General features: G+C 58.0%; 19 protein-coding genes. 10 read left to right on the forward strand and 9 right to left on the reverse strand.

Features of this window, described 5'->3' with window-relative positions; genetic code table 11:
• Nucleotides 1-154: 154 nt before the first annotated feature.
• Entirely contained in the window at nucleotides 155-1,672 is a 1,518-nt protein-coding gene (locus tag ABUK73_RS21845; RefSeq protein ID WP_353579108.1) for a surface lipoprotein assembly modifier, read from the reverse strand.
• A gap of 159 nt (nucleotides 1,673-1,831) precedes the next feature.
• Here ABUK73_RS21845 and ABUK73_RS21850 point away from each other — a divergent pair, with 159 nt between their 5' ends.
• A complete protein-coding gene (locus ABUK73_RS21850; RefSeq protein ID WP_353579109.1) occupies nucleotides 1,832-2,827 on the forward strand; it encodes a KpsF/GutQ family sugar-phosphate isomerase in 996 nt (331 codons plus the stop codon).
• A gap of 17 nt (nucleotides 2,828-2,844) precedes the next feature.
• On the opposite strand, the gene ABUK73_RS21855 is transcribed toward ABUK73_RS21850, so the two are convergent.
• The 5 genes from ABUK73_RS21855 to ABUK73_RS21875 form a co-directional block, all read right to left on the reverse strand.
• Nucleotides 2,845-3,471 (reverse strand): tetratricopeptide repeat protein, encoded by a 627-nt coding sequence (locus ABUK73_RS21855; RefSeq protein ID WP_353579110.1) that lies wholly within the window; start codon nucleotides 3,469-3,471, stop codon nucleotides 2,845-2,847.
• 101 nt (nucleotides 3,472-3,572) lie between these two features.
• The gene (ykgO, locus tag ABUK73_RS21860; protein ID WP_062584498.1) at nucleotides 3,573-3,698 is read right to left on the reverse strand and encodes a type B 50S ribosomal protein L36; all 126 of its coding nucleotides are present in this window, start codon (nucleotides 3,696-3,698) and stop codon (nucleotides 3,573-3,575) included.
• 127 nt (nucleotides 3,699-3,825) lie between these two features.
• Nucleotides 3,826-4,917: a 5-(carboxyamino)imidazole ribonucleotide synthase gene (locus tag ABUK73_RS21865; RefSeq protein WP_353579111.1), complete on the reverse strand. Its 1,092-nt coding sequence runs from the start codon at nucleotides 4,915-4,917 to the stop codon at nucleotides 3,826-3,828.
• Nucleotides 4,914-5,381, reverse strand: coding sequence for a 5-(carboxyamino)imidazole ribonucleotide mutase (gene purE / locus ABUK73_RS21870; RefSeq protein ID WP_454892408.1), 468 nt, complete (start codon nucleotides 5,379-5,381; stop codon nucleotides 4,914-4,916). Before purE ends, ABUK73_RS21865 begins: the two co-directional genes overlap by 4 nt.
• A 46-nt stretch (nucleotides 5,382-5,427) precedes the next feature.
• Nucleotides 5,428-5,631: a YdcH family protein gene (locus ABUK73_RS21875; RefSeq protein WP_067650819.1), complete on the reverse strand. Its 204-nt coding sequence runs from the start codon at nucleotides 5,629-5,631 to the stop codon at nucleotides 5,428-5,430.
• Nucleotides 5,632-5,865: 234 nt separating this feature from the next.
• On the opposite strand from ABUK73_RS21875, the gene ABUK73_RS21880 reads away from it, so the two are divergent.
• A complete protein-coding gene (locus ABUK73_RS21880) occupies nucleotides 5,866-6,042 on the forward strand; it encodes a YdcH family protein (RefSeq protein WP_113089419.1) in 177 nt (58 codons plus the stop codon).
• Between the two features lie 100 nt (nucleotides 6,043-6,142).
• Here ABUK73_RS21880 and ABUK73_RS21885 read toward each other — a convergent pair whose 3' ends face one another.
• Nucleotides 6,143-6,910, reverse strand: a complete 768-nt coding sequence (locus ABUK73_RS21885) for a sulfite exporter TauE/SafE family protein (protein ID WP_353579113.1) — start codon at nucleotides 6,908-6,910, stop codon at nucleotides 6,143-6,145.
• Nucleotides 6,911-7,016: 106 nt separating this feature from the next.
• Between ABUK73_RS21885 and ABUK73_RS21890 the strand changes: the two genes are divergently transcribed.
• From ABUK73_RS21890 to ABUK73_RS21910, 5 genes are all read left to right on the forward strand, one after another.
• The gene (locus ABUK73_RS21890; RefSeq protein WP_353579114.1) at nucleotides 7,017-7,670 is read left to right on the forward strand and encodes a thiamine phosphate synthase; all 654 of its coding nucleotides are present in this window, start codon (nucleotides 7,017-7,019) and stop codon (nucleotides 7,668-7,670) included.
• Nucleotides 7,671-7,678: 8 nt separating this feature from the next.
• A complete protein-coding gene (locus ABUK73_RS21895) occupies nucleotides 7,679-8,875 on the forward strand; it encodes a tetratricopeptide repeat protein (protein ID WP_353579115.1) in 1,197 nt (398 codons plus the stop codon).
• 140 nt (nucleotides 8,876-9,015) lie between these two features.
• On the forward strand, nucleotides 9,016-9,816 hold the full coding sequence (locus ABUK73_RS21900; protein ID WP_353579116.1) for an inositol monophosphatase family protein: 801 nt from the start codon (nucleotides 9,016-9,018) through the stop codon (nucleotides 9,814-9,816).
• A 211-nt stretch (nucleotides 9,817-10,027) separates the two neighbouring features.
• Nucleotides 10,028-11,047, forward strand: a complete 1,020-nt coding sequence (locus tag ABUK73_RS21905) for a flagellar motor protein MotA (protein ID WP_353579117.1) — start codon at nucleotides 10,028-10,030, stop codon at nucleotides 11,045-11,047.
• 2 nt (nucleotides 11,048-11,049) lie between these two features.
• Complete coding sequence (locus ABUK73_RS21910; RefSeq protein WP_113089423.1) at nucleotides 11,050-12,081, forward strand: peptidoglycan -binding protein; 1,032 nt, start codon at nucleotides 11,050-11,052, stop codon at nucleotides 12,079-12,081.
• A gap of 152 nt (nucleotides 12,082-12,233) precedes the next feature.
• Here ABUK73_RS21910 and ABUK73_RS21915 read toward each other — a convergent pair whose 3' ends face one another.
• Nucleotides 12,234-12,389, reverse strand: coding sequence for a hypothetical protein (locus tag ABUK73_RS21915; protein ID WP_353579118.1), 156 nt, complete (start codon nucleotides 12,387-12,389; stop codon nucleotides 12,234-12,236).
• Nucleotides 12,390-12,684: 295 nt separating this feature from the next.
• Here ABUK73_RS21915 and ABUK73_RS21920 point away from each other — a divergent pair, with 295 nt between their 5' ends.
• The 3 genes from ABUK73_RS21920 (at nucleotide 12,685) to rcdA (ending at nucleotide 15,024) form a co-directional block, all read left to right on the forward strand.
• Nucleotides 12,685-13,962, forward strand: a complete 1,278-nt coding sequence (locus ABUK73_RS21920) for an MFS transporter (protein ID WP_113089424.1) — start codon at nucleotides 12,685-12,687, stop codon at nucleotides 13,960-13,962.
• Complete coding sequence (locus ABUK73_RS21925; RefSeq protein ID WP_353579119.1) at nucleotides 13,959-14,153, forward strand: DUF1192 domain-containing protein; 195 nt, start codon at nucleotides 13,959-13,961, stop codon at nucleotides 14,151-14,153. Before ABUK73_RS21920 ends, ABUK73_RS21925 begins: the two co-directional genes overlap by 4 nt.
• A 355-nt stretch (nucleotides 14,154-14,508) precedes the next feature.
• Complete coding sequence (gene rcdA, locus ABUK73_RS21930; protein ID WP_062585549.1) at nucleotides 14,509-15,024, forward strand: protease adaptor protein RcdA; 516 nt, start codon at nucleotides 14,509-14,511, stop codon at nucleotides 15,022-15,024.
• 325 nt (nucleotides 15,025-15,349) lie between these two features.
• Here rcdA and rpmE read toward each other — a convergent pair whose 3' ends face one another.
• Complete coding sequence (gene rpmE / locus ABUK73_RS21935; protein WP_062452087.1) at nucleotides 15,350-15,571, reverse strand: 50S ribosomal protein L31; 222 nt, start codon at nucleotides 15,569-15,571, stop codon at nucleotides 15,350-15,352.
• Nucleotides 15,572-15,697: the final 126 nt, after the last annotated feature.

Here is a 15,697-nt window from a genome sequence, read left to right on the forward strand (position 1 = left end):
CGTCGCCAAACGCTTGAATACGAGTAGAATCAACACCGTGCGCCGTGTCTACAGATTTAAACCGGACAGTAGTGGCACAAGGCCGAGGATGACGTCCAGCAAGAATTGAAGCTGTGCCTTCCCTGAATCCCGGCCTCGTGCCGGGATTTTTCGTTCAGCGCTTCAGCGTCAGACCCGCGCCGATCCGCCATGTGCTGTTGTCGGTCACGGGCGTGGTTTCGTAGGTGATGTCGGTGGTCAGATCGAGGTAGCGGTTGATGCTCCAGGTCAAGCCGGCACCCAGCGCATATTCCGTCTGGTCCTCGATAGAGGAGGTGAGATAGGAGCGGCGCTCAAGACCGGCGGTTAGTTTGGCCACCAGATCGCTACGCAATTGCTGGGTCAGGCCGACGATCAGCTCACGCGAAATCCAGCCGCCGATAGGGCCGCCCGCGAAATCTTCGATTGTGGTGCGCAGGCCAAGGCTGACATCGGTGCCGCGTTGCGGTGACCAGACGAGCGTGCTGTCCAGCGACAGAGCATTGATGGCCGACAGGCGGTTGTCGTCATATTCCTTGCGTAGATAACCGACGGCGGCTTCGCCTTTCAGCTTTTCGCCGAGATCGATCTGTGCGCCGACCTTTGCGCCATAGGTCTGGGACGAACGCTCATAGCCGGTATTGTCCCGTGTCTGATCGTAATTGGTGAGCGACGCCGTCGCTTCCAGAAACGGTATGAGGGCAGGGGAAAGCTCATAGCCCAGACGTCCACGCAGGCCAGCGCCGTAACGGTCGCGGTCGCTGAGGCTGATCGACTGGCCGTTGATACCCTTGGCATCCGTATAGACGGTGCGCGACAGGTCGAGCGCGGCGAGAGCCTTGAGGATGCCGACATTGCGCTCGACGGACGCGCCGCCGGTAAAAATATGTTCGCCGCCCTGCACGGACGCGCCGGAGACGGCGTTGGGATCATTGGTATCTTCACGGCTGAACGCATAGCCCGCCGTCAGATTGGCCTGCGTGCCATCGCCGAGGTCGAGACGAAGATTAGCGGCGATATTGGCGGTCGGCTCTTCGCCAGCACTGCTGCCACCCAGATTGCGCTGGTAGGCACCGTCCCCGGTAATGGTCAAAGCGTGGCGGGCCCAATCGCTGGTCAGCGTGCCACGAATGCCCGTGGTCAGATAATTGCGGCTGGTCGATCCGCCGGGGAACGACTTGCTTTCGTGATTCACAGTCTGGCTGATGGAGGGGCGCAGCGTCAGCGTGCCGATGCGAATGCCCGGCGTCTGTGTCGGGTCATTGACCGTGACGTTCTCGCCACCATCGACGGTCGGCTCATAGGGGTTTTGCGGGTCTTCGTAATTGACCGTTGCCTCATCACTCGGCTGCGAAATGTCTTCGCTCAGATTGGATGTGGTGCGAAGACTGCCCGTGGTGACGGCGTCCGCAGCAGTTGGCTGAGTAGGCGTAACCGGCTGGCGGCTGACGCTATCGGGATCGATGACGGAAAGATCGTTCTGGCCGAGATAGGGGTCGGCGCTGGTCAGCGTTCGGGGCGCACTCGTGGCCGCTGTCGGGGTGGTGGATTGCGCGAAACTCAATGCCGCCGGGCACAGCATGGTACAGGCCAGCAGCAGAGTGGCTGCTTTCCGCCACGTCATTAGACGTCTTGCGGTGCTCTGATGAACCATGCTTGCTATTACCTGGGTCTGTTCAAATCGTTACCCGAAAGTAAAAGCATAGGGTTAATAACTTGTTGACCGCGCCTGCAAAGCCCGGATGTATTTATAGGCCTTGCTGGCAGTTTTGCCGGATAGACATATTTTGCCGAAAAGAGTATCTGTCCGGGCATGATTACGAGAGCTGTCACACTGGTTGAAAACCACGCCATTGAATCCGCTTTGCGGACCGTCTCCATCGAGAAAAACGGTCTGATCGCGCTGGAAAAAGCGCTGATGGGCACGCTGGGCGATGGTTTTTGCAAGGCAATTGATGTCATCGGCAAGTCCGATGGTCGGCTGATCATTACCGGTGTGGGCAAAAGCGGGCATATTGGCTCCAAGCTTGCCGCCACCTTTGCATCGACAGGAACGCCTGCCTTTTTTGTGCATGCGGCGGAAGCCAATCACGGTGATCTGGGCATGATCGGCGGCAATGATGTGGTGTTGGCCATCTCCAAGGGTGGCGAAAGTGCCGAGCTTCGCAGCATCATCAATTACACCCGCCGTTTTTCCATTCCGCTGATTGCGCTGACCTGCGCTGAGCAGGGTTCGCTTGCCAAGTCATCGGATATCGTTCTGCTGGTGCCGGATGAGCAGGAAGCCTGCCCGCATGGTCTGGCCCCAACGACGTCGACCATGATGCAGCTGGCTCTTGGCGATGCGCTGGCCATTGCGCTTCTGGAAGCACGCAGTTTCACCGCCGGGGATTTCCGTGTGTTCCATCCCGGCGGCAAGCTGGGTGCGAGCCTTGCGCTGGTTGGCGATATCATGCACACGGGCGAGCGTCTGCCGCTGGTGCCGAAGCGCACCTCCATGCAGGAAGCCATCGGCGTTCTGGCGCGCAAACATTTCGGCTGCGTTGCGGTACTGGATGATGACGGTCGTCTCTGTGGCATCGTCACCGAGGGCGATATGGCGCGTAATCTGACGCGCAATCTCTCTGAACTGGTTGTCGATGACATCATGACCACGAAGCCGAAGACGGTGGCGAAAAGCGTGCTGGCAACGGCGGCCCTGGCGACGCTGGAAAAACACCACATCGGTGCACTGATCGTGGTGGATGAAGACAACCGCCCTATCGGCCTCGTGCATTTCCACGATCTGTTGCGCATCGGCGTGGCGTAACCGCCACTCACTACAGGTTAGCTGCGTGTCCCGGCGAGCTTTTCTGAAAGGTCGCTGGCTTCCTTCTGCGCTTCCTTATCTGCCGGGTAGAGCGCCAGATACTGTTCCCAGACTTTCAGCGCCAGTTCATTGCGCTCCGTGCTTTCGAGAATATTGGCAAGGCTTGCCAGCGCCGGGAAATAGCGCGGCTCTTTTTCCAGTGTCTGGTTGAGGTCCGACATGGCCTTGCGGGTGTCGCCATCGGCAAAATGGACGAGCGCGCGACGGTACCAGGCCTGTGCGTAGTCCGGATCGAGCAGAATCGCCTGATCGAGAAAATCGTAAGCTGCGGCCTTACGTTTCTCGTCGGCGGCCTCTTCGGACCACTTCATCAAAAGATTGATTGTGGCACTGCCGGAATCATTCCATTCGCCAACGATTTCATTGGCGATCACGCGCGCTTTTTGGGCGTCACGCTCTTTCTTCAGGTTGGTAAACAGGTTGCCGACAGAATCACCGGGGATCGCTTGCGGCTGTTCTGCACTGTTTCCCGGCTTGGTTTCCGTCACGGGCTCTGCGGCGTGAAGCGGAGAAAAACCGGCGGAGGGCAGGGCAGTCAAGCCAAGCACGGCAGCGAAAAGGGCGTGGAAACGAAATTGGCGCATGCGAATAGAGTAATCCGCCTGCGCCAATTATGGAATCAAATTCTGTATGCTATCAACAATGTGATCCGTCTTTAGCAGACGGAACGCCTTGCGATCCACGATCAGCCCTGACGAGCCTTGAAGCGTGGGTTCAGCTTGTTGATGATGTAGACGCGGCCCTTGCGGCGAACCAGACGGTTATCGCGGTGACGGGCCTTAAGCGCTTTGAGCGAGTTCTTGATCTTCATTTTTCTGGTCCGCAGTTTGGCGCGACGTCTTTTGCCACGCGTAGCTAAACAATCAAAAGCGCGCTACGAGGGCGCGCCTTTTTCGGTTGGCAGGCAAATACCTCGTCAGTCTTTGCCTGTCAACACGTCAAGGAGTCTTTTGCCGGGAAAGACTTGGTTTTCCGGGGTTCGTCAGCTGTGTGACATGGCCCATCTTGCGGCCCGCACGCGCTTCCGTCTTGCCATAGAGATGCACGAGGCAATCGTTTTTCGAAAGCCATTGCGGCACGTCGTTCATGTCGTCACCGATCAGATTGGTCATCACGCAGTCGGAATGACGATGGGTTGCGCCCGGTGCAAGCCCGGCCACGGCGCGAATATGCTGCTCGAACTGAGAAATCACACAGGCCGCTTCCGTCCAGTGCCCGGTATTGTGGACGCGCGGTGCCATCTCATTGGCCACCAGCGATCCATCCTGCAGGACGAAGAACTCGATGCCGACGACGCCGACATAATCCAGCGCGGCCAACAGCTTTTCAGCTGATTCCGTGGCCACCGACGTTGCCTGCTCGGACAGCTGTGCCGGAACGGTGGACGTGTGCAGAATACCGCCCAGATGCACGTTTTCCGCCGGGTCGTAGCAAGTGACAGTGCCGTCCTGAAAGCGCGCGGCAATGATGGAGACTTCGCGCTCGAAGGCCACGAAACTTTCGAGAATGAGCGGTACGCCGCCCAGCGCGTCGAAGGCGCCGGTCAGGTCTTCGCCGCCCTTAAACACGCGCTGGCCCTTGCCATCATAGCCCATGCGGCGGGTCTTCAGCACGCCCTTGCCGCCGAAATCGGAAAGCGCAGCTTCCAGCCCGGCCTGATCATCTACCTGCCGGAAATCGGCGGTGGGAATGCCGCAATCATTGAGGAACCGCTTTTCCGTCAACCGGTCCTGAGAGGCATTCAAGGCCTGTGCCGGTGGATAGACGGGAACGGAAGCCGCCAGCGTCTGTGCAGCGACGACCGGGACGTTCTCGAATTCATAGGTCACGACATCGCAGACGCTTGCGAGTTCCGCCAGCGCCTTTTCGTCGTCATAGGCAGCAACGATCTGGCGGTTGCAGACCTGCGCTGCCGGACAGTCGGCCTGCGGCTCCAGAACGATGGTGCGGAAGTTGAGGCGGGCAGCCGCCATGGCCAGCATGCGGCCAAGCTGGCCGCCACCGATAATGCCGATGGTTCCAGATTTCATTGCGGGGTGTCCATTGGGTATTCGGCAATGGCCGCCGTCTGGCGGGCGCGATATTCGTACAGCCGGTCGGCCAGATCTTCGTCAGACAGGGCCAGAACCGCAGCAGCCAGAAGGGCTGCGTTGATCGCACCGGCTCTGCCGATGGCAAGCGTGCCGACAGGAATGCCAGCGGGCATCTGCACGATGGAATAGAGACTGTCCTGCCCGGACATGGTTTTGGACTGCACGGGAACGCCGAAAACCGGCAGTGGCGTCAATGCCGCCGTCATGCCCGGAAGGTGGGCCGCACCACCGGCACCGGCGATGATGACCTTGAAGCCTTCGTCGCGTGCACCGCTGGCAAAGCTGAACATCCGCTCTGGTGTGCGGTGGGCGGAAATGATGCGCGCTTCATATTCCACATCAAGCGCGTCCAGCGTATCGGCGGCGTTTTTCATGGTCTCCCAGTCGGACTGGCTTCCCATGATGATGGCGACGGGCGGTGTCTCTGTGCTCAACGGTCTCTCCGTCTCAGGCAATGATATCGGGGATGATCTGGTCTTCGATCTGGGTCATCTTGTCCTTGATGACCAGCTTTTTCTTTTTCATGCGTTGAATGCGCAATGCTTCGCAGTTGGTCTGGATCATCGCGTTGATTGCCGCATCGTAGTCTTCGTGCTCTTGCCGCAGTCTTGCCAGCGCAAGCCGAACATCAGCATGGTCCTGATCGGGCATGTCTTTATCCCCATATGATACAACCGGACCGCCATCCGGCCATTTTGTTGTCGGTCTTCGTGCCTGTACCACCAAATCACGGTAACGGGAAGTTTCCCTTGCGACCATTTTGCCCAACTATTGCCTTGATTCCTCCTTCGACAATCGCGGCATTCCATGTCACATTGCCGTCGTAAACCTGAAACTCCAGCGATGGAGCGCTGGAGGTAGGTTCAACAAGGAAGGACGTGCCGCATGACCATTCAGGCTCATATTGCATCGCTCGAAAAGAAACACGGTGCTCTTGAGGAGGAGCTCGAAAGTATTCTTGCTTCCCCCTCCTCAGATGATCAGCAGATTGTGGACTTGAAACGCAAAAAACTGCGCCTGAAGGATGAGATGCAGAGGCTACAGGCCTCGACAAGGCATTAATTGACAAAATGTCTGCCAGCTTCATGATTGAAGCGGCTTGAAAATTCGGCCCTGGTTGCTCTCGCGATCAGGGCCTTTTGATGTGTAGGGATTGCCGTACTTAGATCGGCAGTCCGTCCCATAGGAGTTTCAGCGCCGCCATGAAGGCCATGGCGTACATCAGTGGGTAGAACACGGCTGGTTTCATGTATTTCACGACTTTTGCCCCGGCAAAGGTCGCAATCATGGCCACCGGCAACAGCATGGCGGATGTCGTTAGATTGGTCGCATCCAGCGCGCCAAGGGCGAAATAGGGTATGAGTTTGATGGCGTTCATGATCGCGAAAAAGCGAACGCTCATGCCGGTATAGACCTTCGGGTCCAGTTTCAGCGGCAGCACGTAAATCTGGAAGGGCGGGCCACCCGCATGGGCCACGAAGCTGGCATAACCCGAGAGACTGGACCAGATGGTGGCCAGGACCGGGCGTTGTCCCTTCGCGGGTGTTTCATGTGCGCCGCGTGCGGTTTTGAAGGCGTCGTAGAAATAGCGCAGGACGAAAATGATCGTCACGCTTGCCACCACGAGACGCATCGCATCCGGCGAAATCATGCTCGACATCGCCCAGCCCAGCGTTATTCCGGCAATGGCGCCGGGAAGCATGATCAGCAGGGTCTGGCGGTGGTTATATTTGCGCCAGGCAATCAGCGCCACAATATCCATGACCACCAGAATGGGCAGAAAGATTGCGGCGGCCTGCACCGGGGGCACGGCCAGCGCCATCAAAGGTACACCCATCAGTGCCAAAGCGCCGCCCAGCCCGCCCTTGGAAAGGCCGACGAGGATGACTGCGGGAATGGCGACGACAAAGAAATGGAAATCAGTCAGCATGGATGGACAGTTGATCCTTTCGCCTGTCCGGTCTATCGGAATTAGAACATGAAAACGAGTGCAGATTGCGCGCGAAGCGTCCTCTCTGCGGAAAATGGATAATTCGATGAGTGCACCTGAAGATCGCTGCCGCCTCGTTCTGATCGTTCCAGCAAACGACGATGCTGCAAATCAGGCCAAGACCCTGGAAGATGCGCTGCGCGGCGGTGACGTTGCTTCCGTTATCATTCCGCAATACGGGCTGGATGATGGCGCTTTCCAGAAACTGGCCGAGACACTGGTGCCGATCGTTCAGGAAGCCGGTGCGGCGGCGCTGGTGGCAGGCGACAGCCGTGCCGCAAGCCGTTCCAAGGCAGATGGTCTGCACGTCGTCGGCAATGCCGAGGCGCTTTCTGAAGCCGTGGAGAATTTTTCACCCAAGCTGATCGTTGGTGGCGGCAATGCGGATGATCGCCACAAGGCGCTGGAGCAGGGCGAGTGTACGCCCGATTACATGTTCTTCGGCAAGCTGGAAGGCGATATCAAGCCGGAAGCGCACCCCAAGAACCTCGCGCTTGGCGAATGGTGGGCCTCGATGATCGAGATTCCGGCCATCGTCATGGGCGGTTCTGATGTCGCTTCTGTTGTTCCCGTTGCCGAAACCGGCGTGGAATTTGTGGCGCTTCGTCTGGCCGTGTTCAGCCATGCCGGTGGGGCGGCCCAAGCGGTTGCAGAAGCGAATGCGCTGCTTGACGAAAAAGCGCCACGGTTTGGCGGTTGATACAGGCGATGATCGCTCGCTCTTTGTCTTTTCGTTTGTCCGTCTCTGCCCTTGCCATCGTCTGGGCAGCGATGCCGCATGTGGCGTTGGCGCAAAACCCGCAGCCGCAACAGCCGGCCCTTTTGCCGGGCCTTGAGAATCAGGCCCCGGCAGGCGATGTGACACCGACGGAAGACGATACGGATTTCGGCCCCGCGGCTCCGGCTGGCCCGGAGGTGCTGTCGCGCCCTTCGGATGAGAATGCCGAACCAATCCGCAAGGGGCGTGTCATTTCCGAAGAGCAGAAGGATTTGCAGCCATCTGGAGGCGTCAATGTCTACCAGCGCATGGGTGCCGATCTTCCCGCTCTGCCGCCTGAGAAGAAATTTACCGGCAAGGTCGATGAGGCTTACGGACACTACCAGCGCGGCGAATATGTGCAGGCGCTGGACAAGGCGCTGGCCCGCGCCCAGAACGGTGACGCCGTCGCTCAGACACTTGTCGCCGAAATGATGTCGCGCGGCTTCGGCATTGCCCGGGACGATAAAACCGCAGCTTTCTGGTACGAGCAGGGGGCAAAGGGCGGCGATGCCGTTGCCATGTTCAAATATGCATTGCTCTTGATGGAAGGCAAAGTCGTCAAGCACGACAAGACGCTGGCAGACGATTACATGCGCCGCGCAGCGGAAGCGGGCAATGGCGAGGCGGAGTTCAACTGGGCGCAAATCCTCGTCTCGCAGACCCCCGGACCTGCCGGACTGCATGCCGCCCTACCGTTTTATGAAAAATCCGCCGAAAAGGGCATTGCCGACGCGCAATATGCCGTGTCGCAAATCTACTGGAACCTCAAGGACATTCCGGCCGATAAAAAGGCGAAAGCCCGCGATTGGCTGACCCGTGCGGCAAAGGCCGGTTTCGATACGGCGCAGGTCGATCTCGGCATCTGGCTGGTCAATGGTGTTGGTGGCGAGCGCAACCTGGAAGAGGGTTTCCGCTGGCTTTACGGTGCCGCCCAGCGCGGCAATGTGGTTGCCCAGAACAAGGTTGCGCATCTCTACATTCAGGCGCTCGGCACCAAGCCAGACCCTGTCGAAGCGGCCAAGTGGTATGTGCTGTCACGCCGCGCGGGCCTCAAAGATCCGGGTCTTGAAGATTTCTATCTCGGCATCGAAGAGGAACAGCAGAAAAAGGCTATCGAGGCCGCCAACCGCTTCCGCCCGGCCTGAGCCAAGGCGGTTTACGGCTTTTTGCCTTGAATTGCAGCGCGTTTTGTGGTCTTGAACCGCAAACTTTCCATCAGAAACCATATCTGCGTGCCTGCCAGACTTTTGGCTAGCAGGTTCAGCCACCTTTCAGGAACATCTTCATGGCCCGTTCAGCCCTTCTCAATGTCATGGTTCAGGCCGCGCTCAAGGCGGGAAAATCTTTGGCGCGTGACTTCGGTGAAGTGCAGAACCTTCAGGTTTCGGTCAAAGGTCCCGGCGATTTCGTTTCGCAGGCGGACCTGAAGGCCGAAAAAATCGTCCGTGACGAGCTGATGAAGGCCCGCCCGACCTATGACTTTCTGGGCGAAGAAGGCGGCGAGGAAAAGGGCTCTGACGGCGCGCATCGCTGGATCGTCGATCCCTTGGATGGCACCACCAACTTCCTGCACGGCATTCCTCAGTTCGCCGTTTCCATCGCGCTGGAGCGCAATGGCGAGGTCGTGGCAGGTGTGATCTTCAATCCTGCCACCGACGAACTCTTCACCGCCGAGCGTGGTTTTGGCGCGTTCCTCAATGACCGCCGCATTCGCGTGGCCGCCCGCAAGCAGATCACCGATTGCGTCGTCAGCTGCGGCGTGCCGCATCTGGGCCGTGGCAATCACGGCAAATTCCTGGTCGAGCTTCGCCACGTCATGGGTGAAGTCGCCGGTGTGCGCCGCTTTGGTGCCGCTTCGCTCGACCTTGCTTATGTCGCGGCTGGCCGTCTGGACGGTTTCTGGGAAGCCGATCTTGCGCCATGGGACATGGCCGCTGGTCTCATCATCATCCGTGAAGCGGGTGGCTTCGTCAGCGAGATGGGTGGGCAGCAGGATATTCTCAACCAGGGCAACGTCGTTGCCGGAAATGAATATATCCACAAAGCGCTGATGGAAATCGTCAACCGCCCCGTTCCTGGCCGCTAAGGTCGGTTTTTCGCTGGATAAACTGCAAGAGAGGCGCCTTGAAACGCCTCTCTTGGCATAAGGTGTAAAAAGCCTTGCTGCCTTACCGGCTTTTCACTTCAATTCGTCGTAATTTTCTACTAGCTTCCGGTCGGAACCGCGATCACGCCTGACATAAACCCTTTAAGGTTTTCGCGCGGGCGTTGCGGCAATGCCAGAGGGAATGAGAATTATGGCGGATACGGAACGGCTCGATGTTGGCGTCGAAAAACCGGTGACGAAACAATATCATCACAAGCTGTCGAGCCCCACGCCGTTTTTGTGGACGATGGTCATCTTCCTCATCATCGTCGCCTTTCTTGTCGCCATTCTCTTCCGGCAGGCACAGACTGCTTTCATGACCAATCCGGGCCTCAACGGCTTCATTCTCGGCGTTTTGGTCATCGGCATCATTCTGGTTTTTACGCAAATTCTCTCGCTTCGTCCGGAAGTGCGCTGGTTCAACGGCTTTCAGGCCGCCGGCACGGTGGACAAAGCAGGCCGCTCGCCGAAGCTTCTGGCACCCATGCGCTCCGTCATCGGCAAGCGTGGTGAGGTGCGCCTGTCCACTGTCACGCAGCGCTCCATCCTCGATTCCATCGCCACACGGCTGGACGAATCGCGTGATACCTCGCGCTATCTCATCGGCCTTCTGGTGTTTCTCGGCCTGCTCGGCACCTTTTGGGGTCTGATCGGCACGATTGGGGCCATCAGCGATGTCATTCAGGGGCTGGACCCGACGGCGGGCGATAGCACCGATATTCTCTCCTCGCTGAAATCCGGTCTGACGGCACCGCTTTCCGGCATGGGCACGGCGTTTTCCTCGTCGCTTCTCGGTCTCTCCGGCTCGCTCATTCTCGGCTTTCTGGATTTGCAGGCCGGTCGCGCACAGAACCGCTTCTACACCGAACTGGAAAACTGGCTGTCTTCCGTGACCGATCCGGGCACGGATGCGAGCGGCGAGGCGCGTGGCAGCGGTTACGGAACTGTCGGCACCGAACGGTCGCTGGCCGCCATGACCAGCCTTGCAGAGGGCATTCAGGGACTGGTCAAGAATATGCGCGGCGAGCAGCAGATGCTGCGGGACTGGATCGAGGCACAGCAGGAGGAATCACGAGCGCTACGACGCACGCTCGACCGCCTTTCTGCCCGCATCGATGCCGAGCAGAAAACTGCCCCCCGTCCCATCCGCCACGATAACGGGAGCGAGTGATCATGGCGCTTGCGCGCAACCGCCGCCGCGACCGGGGTGTCGATTACTGGCCGGGCTTCGTCGATGCCCTGTCGACCCTGCTCATGGCCATCATGTTTCTGCTCACGGTTTTCGTGCTGGCGCAGTTCATCCTCTCGCGGGAAATTTCCGGCAAGGATGAGGTGCTGAACAGGCTGAACAACCAGATTTCGGAACTCACTGAATTGCTGGCACTGGAGAAGGGCAGCAAGCAGGATATCGAGGACACGCTGGCCAATCTGCAATCCACGCTGGCTGCCTCCGAAAGTGAACGCTCACGCCTGCAATCCCTGCTCGATTCAGGCGCTGGTAACAGTTCCGCCGCCAATGCGCGTGTTGGCCAATTGTCGGGTGAACTCGAAGATGCGCGTCAGGCGGGTCAGCGGGCCTCGGCCCAGATCGATCTTCTGAACCAGCAGATCGCCGCTCTTCGCGCCCAGATATCTTCGGTCGAAGCTGCCTTGCAGGCATCCGAAGCCAAGGATTCCTCATCGCAGGTCAAGATCGCCGACCTCGGTCGCCGCCTTAACGTGGCGCTGGCGCAGCGTGTGCAGGAGCTTAACCGCTACCGTTCGGATTTCTTCGGGCGCCTGCGGGAAATCCTGTCCGACCGCGAAAACATCCGCATCGTCGGCGACCGTTTCGTTTTCCAGTCCGAAGTGCTTTTCCCCTCGGGCGGCAACGACCTGAACCCCGAAGGCCAGGCCGAAATGGCCAAGCTCGCCACTGCCATCATTGATCTCGCCAAGGAAATCCCGGCAGAGATCAACTGGGTACTGCGCGTCGATGGTCACACAGACAACGTCCAGCTTTCCGGCTCTGGCCGCTTCCGCGACAACTGGGAACTCTCCTCAGCCCGCGCCACCTCCGTCGTCAAATACCTCATCTCCAAGGGCGTGCCCGCCAACCGGCTTGTTGCCGCAGGCTTCGGGGAATATCAGCCGCTGGCCGAGGGTGACACGCCGGAAGCACGCTCGCAGAACCGGCGGATCGAGTTGAAGCTGACGGAGCGGTGAGGGGATGCTGCTTCGGTAGCAATCCTCATTCTGAGGCCGAAGCGAAGCGACCCTCGAAAGAAGAGGGTTGCGGTCTTTGGGAGTGTGCTTTGATTTCTGGCCAAAGCGCTTCAGCATGAGGCTGGAAGTACGGCTTCTATATTTGCTCGCCCTTAAGGCCGCAACAACAGCACCAGCGTCCAGATCACGAAGGCAGCTACGGCGATCTTCCAGCAATCCCCGCGCTTGCGAAGCCCCGGCAGGCCGAGCGGGCGGATGAGCTGGATGCACATGGCCAGAAGCAGAAAAAGCCCGATTGCTTTCGTCATCGTTAGAGCCTTTCTGGGGCAAATAAAACCGTTCTGCGGGAGCAGATTTTCGGCAAGGCAGAGGTGATTGGCGAAGAGCATATCTCCGGATATTGTCGAGACGAGCGTCTCTGATCCTGATGGAAATATGCCCGGTAGAATGGTTTCATTTGCTCCCGAAAGACTCTAAACCTTTTGGCTTTATTGAAACAGCGTCACAGGCTGGACATTTTTAATGTTCACCAATGACCGGCAACCTATTCGCGCGTCGTCGACCCAGATCTACACCTTGAATCGCTTAGCATGAAAGTGGCTTATGAGCAGAAACCTTCTACCCGTATTCGCTCTTTTATCCAGCACCTTGTTTCTGTTTCTGGGCAATGGCCTGCAAGGGCTTCTGCTTCCCGTGCGGGGATCGGCGGAAGGGTATTCCAATGAAGTTCTCGGCTTCCTCGGCACGTCATGGGCGGCGGGATTTGTTATCGGTTGCTTTGTAGCACCGGCCATCGTGCGGCGTGCGGGCCATATCCGCGCCTTTGGCAGTTTCGTCGCCCTCATCTGCCTCACTGTGCTTTTGACCGGTCTGTTCATCGATGACGTCGCATGGGTCACGTTGCGCGCGCTCACCGGCTTCTGCACTGCCGGGACGTCGATGATCATCGAAAGCTGGCTGAACGAACGCGCCACCAATGAAAGCCGGGGCGCAATTTTCTCGCTCTACATCGCCATCACGCTGTTCGGCGTCGTCGCAGGTCAGCTCGTTGTTCCCTTTGGTACGGTCAGCGGCACGTCGCTCTTCATGGTCTGCGCCATCATCTATTGCGTCGCCATCATGCCCGCCATGCTGTCCAAGGCGGAAAGTCCGCAGCCTTTGAAAAAGGTGAAGCTGGATCTACCCGCCCTCTACCGAACGTCGCCCGTATCCTTCGTCGGCATCTTGCTGATCGGCATTGCCAACGGCGCTTACGGCACGCTGGGTGCCGTGTTCGGTGCCCGCGCCGGGCTGGACCCGACGACGATTGCCATCATGGTCAGTGTCACCATCTTCATCGGCGCGCTGGCGCAGTTTCCGGCCGGAAAGCTGTCCGACCGTATCGACCGTCGTTTCGTGCTGGCTGGCCTCTCGGGGGTCGCGGCTTTTGCGGGCCTTGCCGTTACTCTCATCCAGCCGAGCCATGTGTATATGCTGATTGGCATGATCGCGGTTTATGGTGCAGCGGCCAATGCGCTCTACCCGATTGCGGTTGCCCACGCCAACGACTTCGCCTCTTCGGAAGACTTCGTCAAAGTCTCCGGCGGCCTGCTGCTGCTCTATGGTATTGGCACCATTATCGGCCCCACACTTGGCGGCCCGATCATGACCTCCTTCGGCCCCTACGCCCTGTTCATGGTCACGGCGGTTTCCCACCTTCTCATCAGCGCTTATGCTATATTCCGCTCCAGGCAACGTGCAGCCCTGCCAACGGCAGAGAAGGATAACTTCTCCACGGCAGCCGCAGCACCGCTGGCGACACCCGAAAGCGTGTCGCTCGACCCGCGTGCGCCTCACTATCCCGAGGACGAGGCGGAACTGGAAAAAGGAGCTGGCATATGAGTGTTTTCGAAGAAGAACCGCTAAAACAGCAGGCCACGACTCACGTAGTGGGTGGCGATCTCAGCCTGCTTTCCGTAGACGAACTGACCGGTCGCATCGCTATTTTACAAATGGAGATCAAAAGGCTGGAAGCCGAGCGTGAGAAGAAGTCCGCAGGTCGCAAGGCCGCAGAAAGCCTTTTTCGGTCTTGAGGCGGCAAGAAACGCTTCATTAACGTTACGGCGCGGTGCAGCTTTTCGTTTACCATTAACGAAAAATTAAGCTTTTTGAGCGATTACTATACATGTCCAGTTCTTCTGGACCTCAGGCAGTTTCTCCTATCGGCGAATTGGTCTGATTTTTCTCCCTGTTTTACCTTGAGAGCCGCTTTTGCGGCTCTTTTTTTATCCCTTAACAATATTGCCAAAACTGTGGGTATTAACCTTTCTTTAATAATCAGCTTGCGCATTTGCGTTATTGATATCATCCTGAAAATACAAAGAGGCCGGAACTATTAAGCCTCTATCCCGTTGCCAGTAGTATGGTGCGTAAGCAGGATTTGGAAAAATGTCAGAACAGGTTTTGAATACCATCAGTTTTGCTGGCCGTGCTGCAGCATCCAACCAATTTAAGACTCTCTATTCTGAGGGTATGACTTTGGTGGAGGAAACGGCGACCTATCTGGACGGTTCCGGACGCGCCGCCTCCAAGGTTCTGCCCCGCATGGCATCGGTTCTCTACGCAGCGGAATCCATGCGCCTCACAACACGTCTCATGCAGATGGCCTCCTGGCTTCTTCTTCAGCGCGCCGTCAACAATGGCGAGATGAGCCGCGATCAGGTTCTCAGCGAGAAGAACAAGGTCCGCCTCGACAACTTCAATGTCGACCGCAACGCACCGGGCTGGAACGACCTTCCAGAATCCTTCCGCGATCTGGTCGAGCGTTCGCTTCGCCTCCAGAACCGCGTCGCTCTTCTCGACCGCGAAATCTATCGCCCGGCAGAAGCTGCGAAGGTTCCAGACAATGAGAACAGCGTTCAGGCCCAGCTCAACCTGCTGCGTACCGCATTTGCCGGCAACTGATTCAGCTGACATCAATGGTTGAAGAAGCAGGCTTCCGCCTGCTTTTTTGTTTTTGTGCTGTCAGTACAGGTCGCGGGTGTGACTTACCCCCCTCTGCCCTGCCGGGCATCTCCCCCACAGGTGGGGAGATTGGCTGGGCGCTCCCGCTCGCCTCATCTGCAACGTTTAAGATAGGTGAGACATGGCCACGATTCGATCTCCCTCCTTGTGGGGGAGATGCCCGGCAGGGCAGAGGGGGGTAAGCCACACCCACCAACGTCAGACCCCCAAACAACAAAAACCCCGGATCGCTCCAGGGTTTTTGCATTCGACAGTATCAACAGGATTAGAGGCCGAGGCCGCCGAAACGCTTGTTGAACTTGGAAACGCGGCCGCCGCGGTCCATGAGCTGCTGGTTGCCACCAGTCCATGCTGGGTGCGACTTAGGATCGATTTCGAGGTTCATGGTCTGACCCTCGGAGCCCCATGTGGAGAATGTTTCGTATTCTGTGCCATCGGTCATGACCACTTTGATCATGTGATAGTCGGGATGAATTTCAGCCTTCATGACAATCTTCCTGCTTTAGTGACATGCGGACCATTTGCCGCAATTGCGTCAACTGAGCCAATTCAATAATGAAGCTCTAGACCATTTGGCCATGGCTTCCCAATTCGATGCGGAGCCTATACATGA

Origin of the sequence: Agrobacterium vacciniicorymbosi (assembly GCF_040427045.1) — a bacterium.
GTDB lineage: Bacteria > Pseudomonadota > Alphaproteobacteria > Rhizobiales > Rhizobiaceae > Agrobacterium.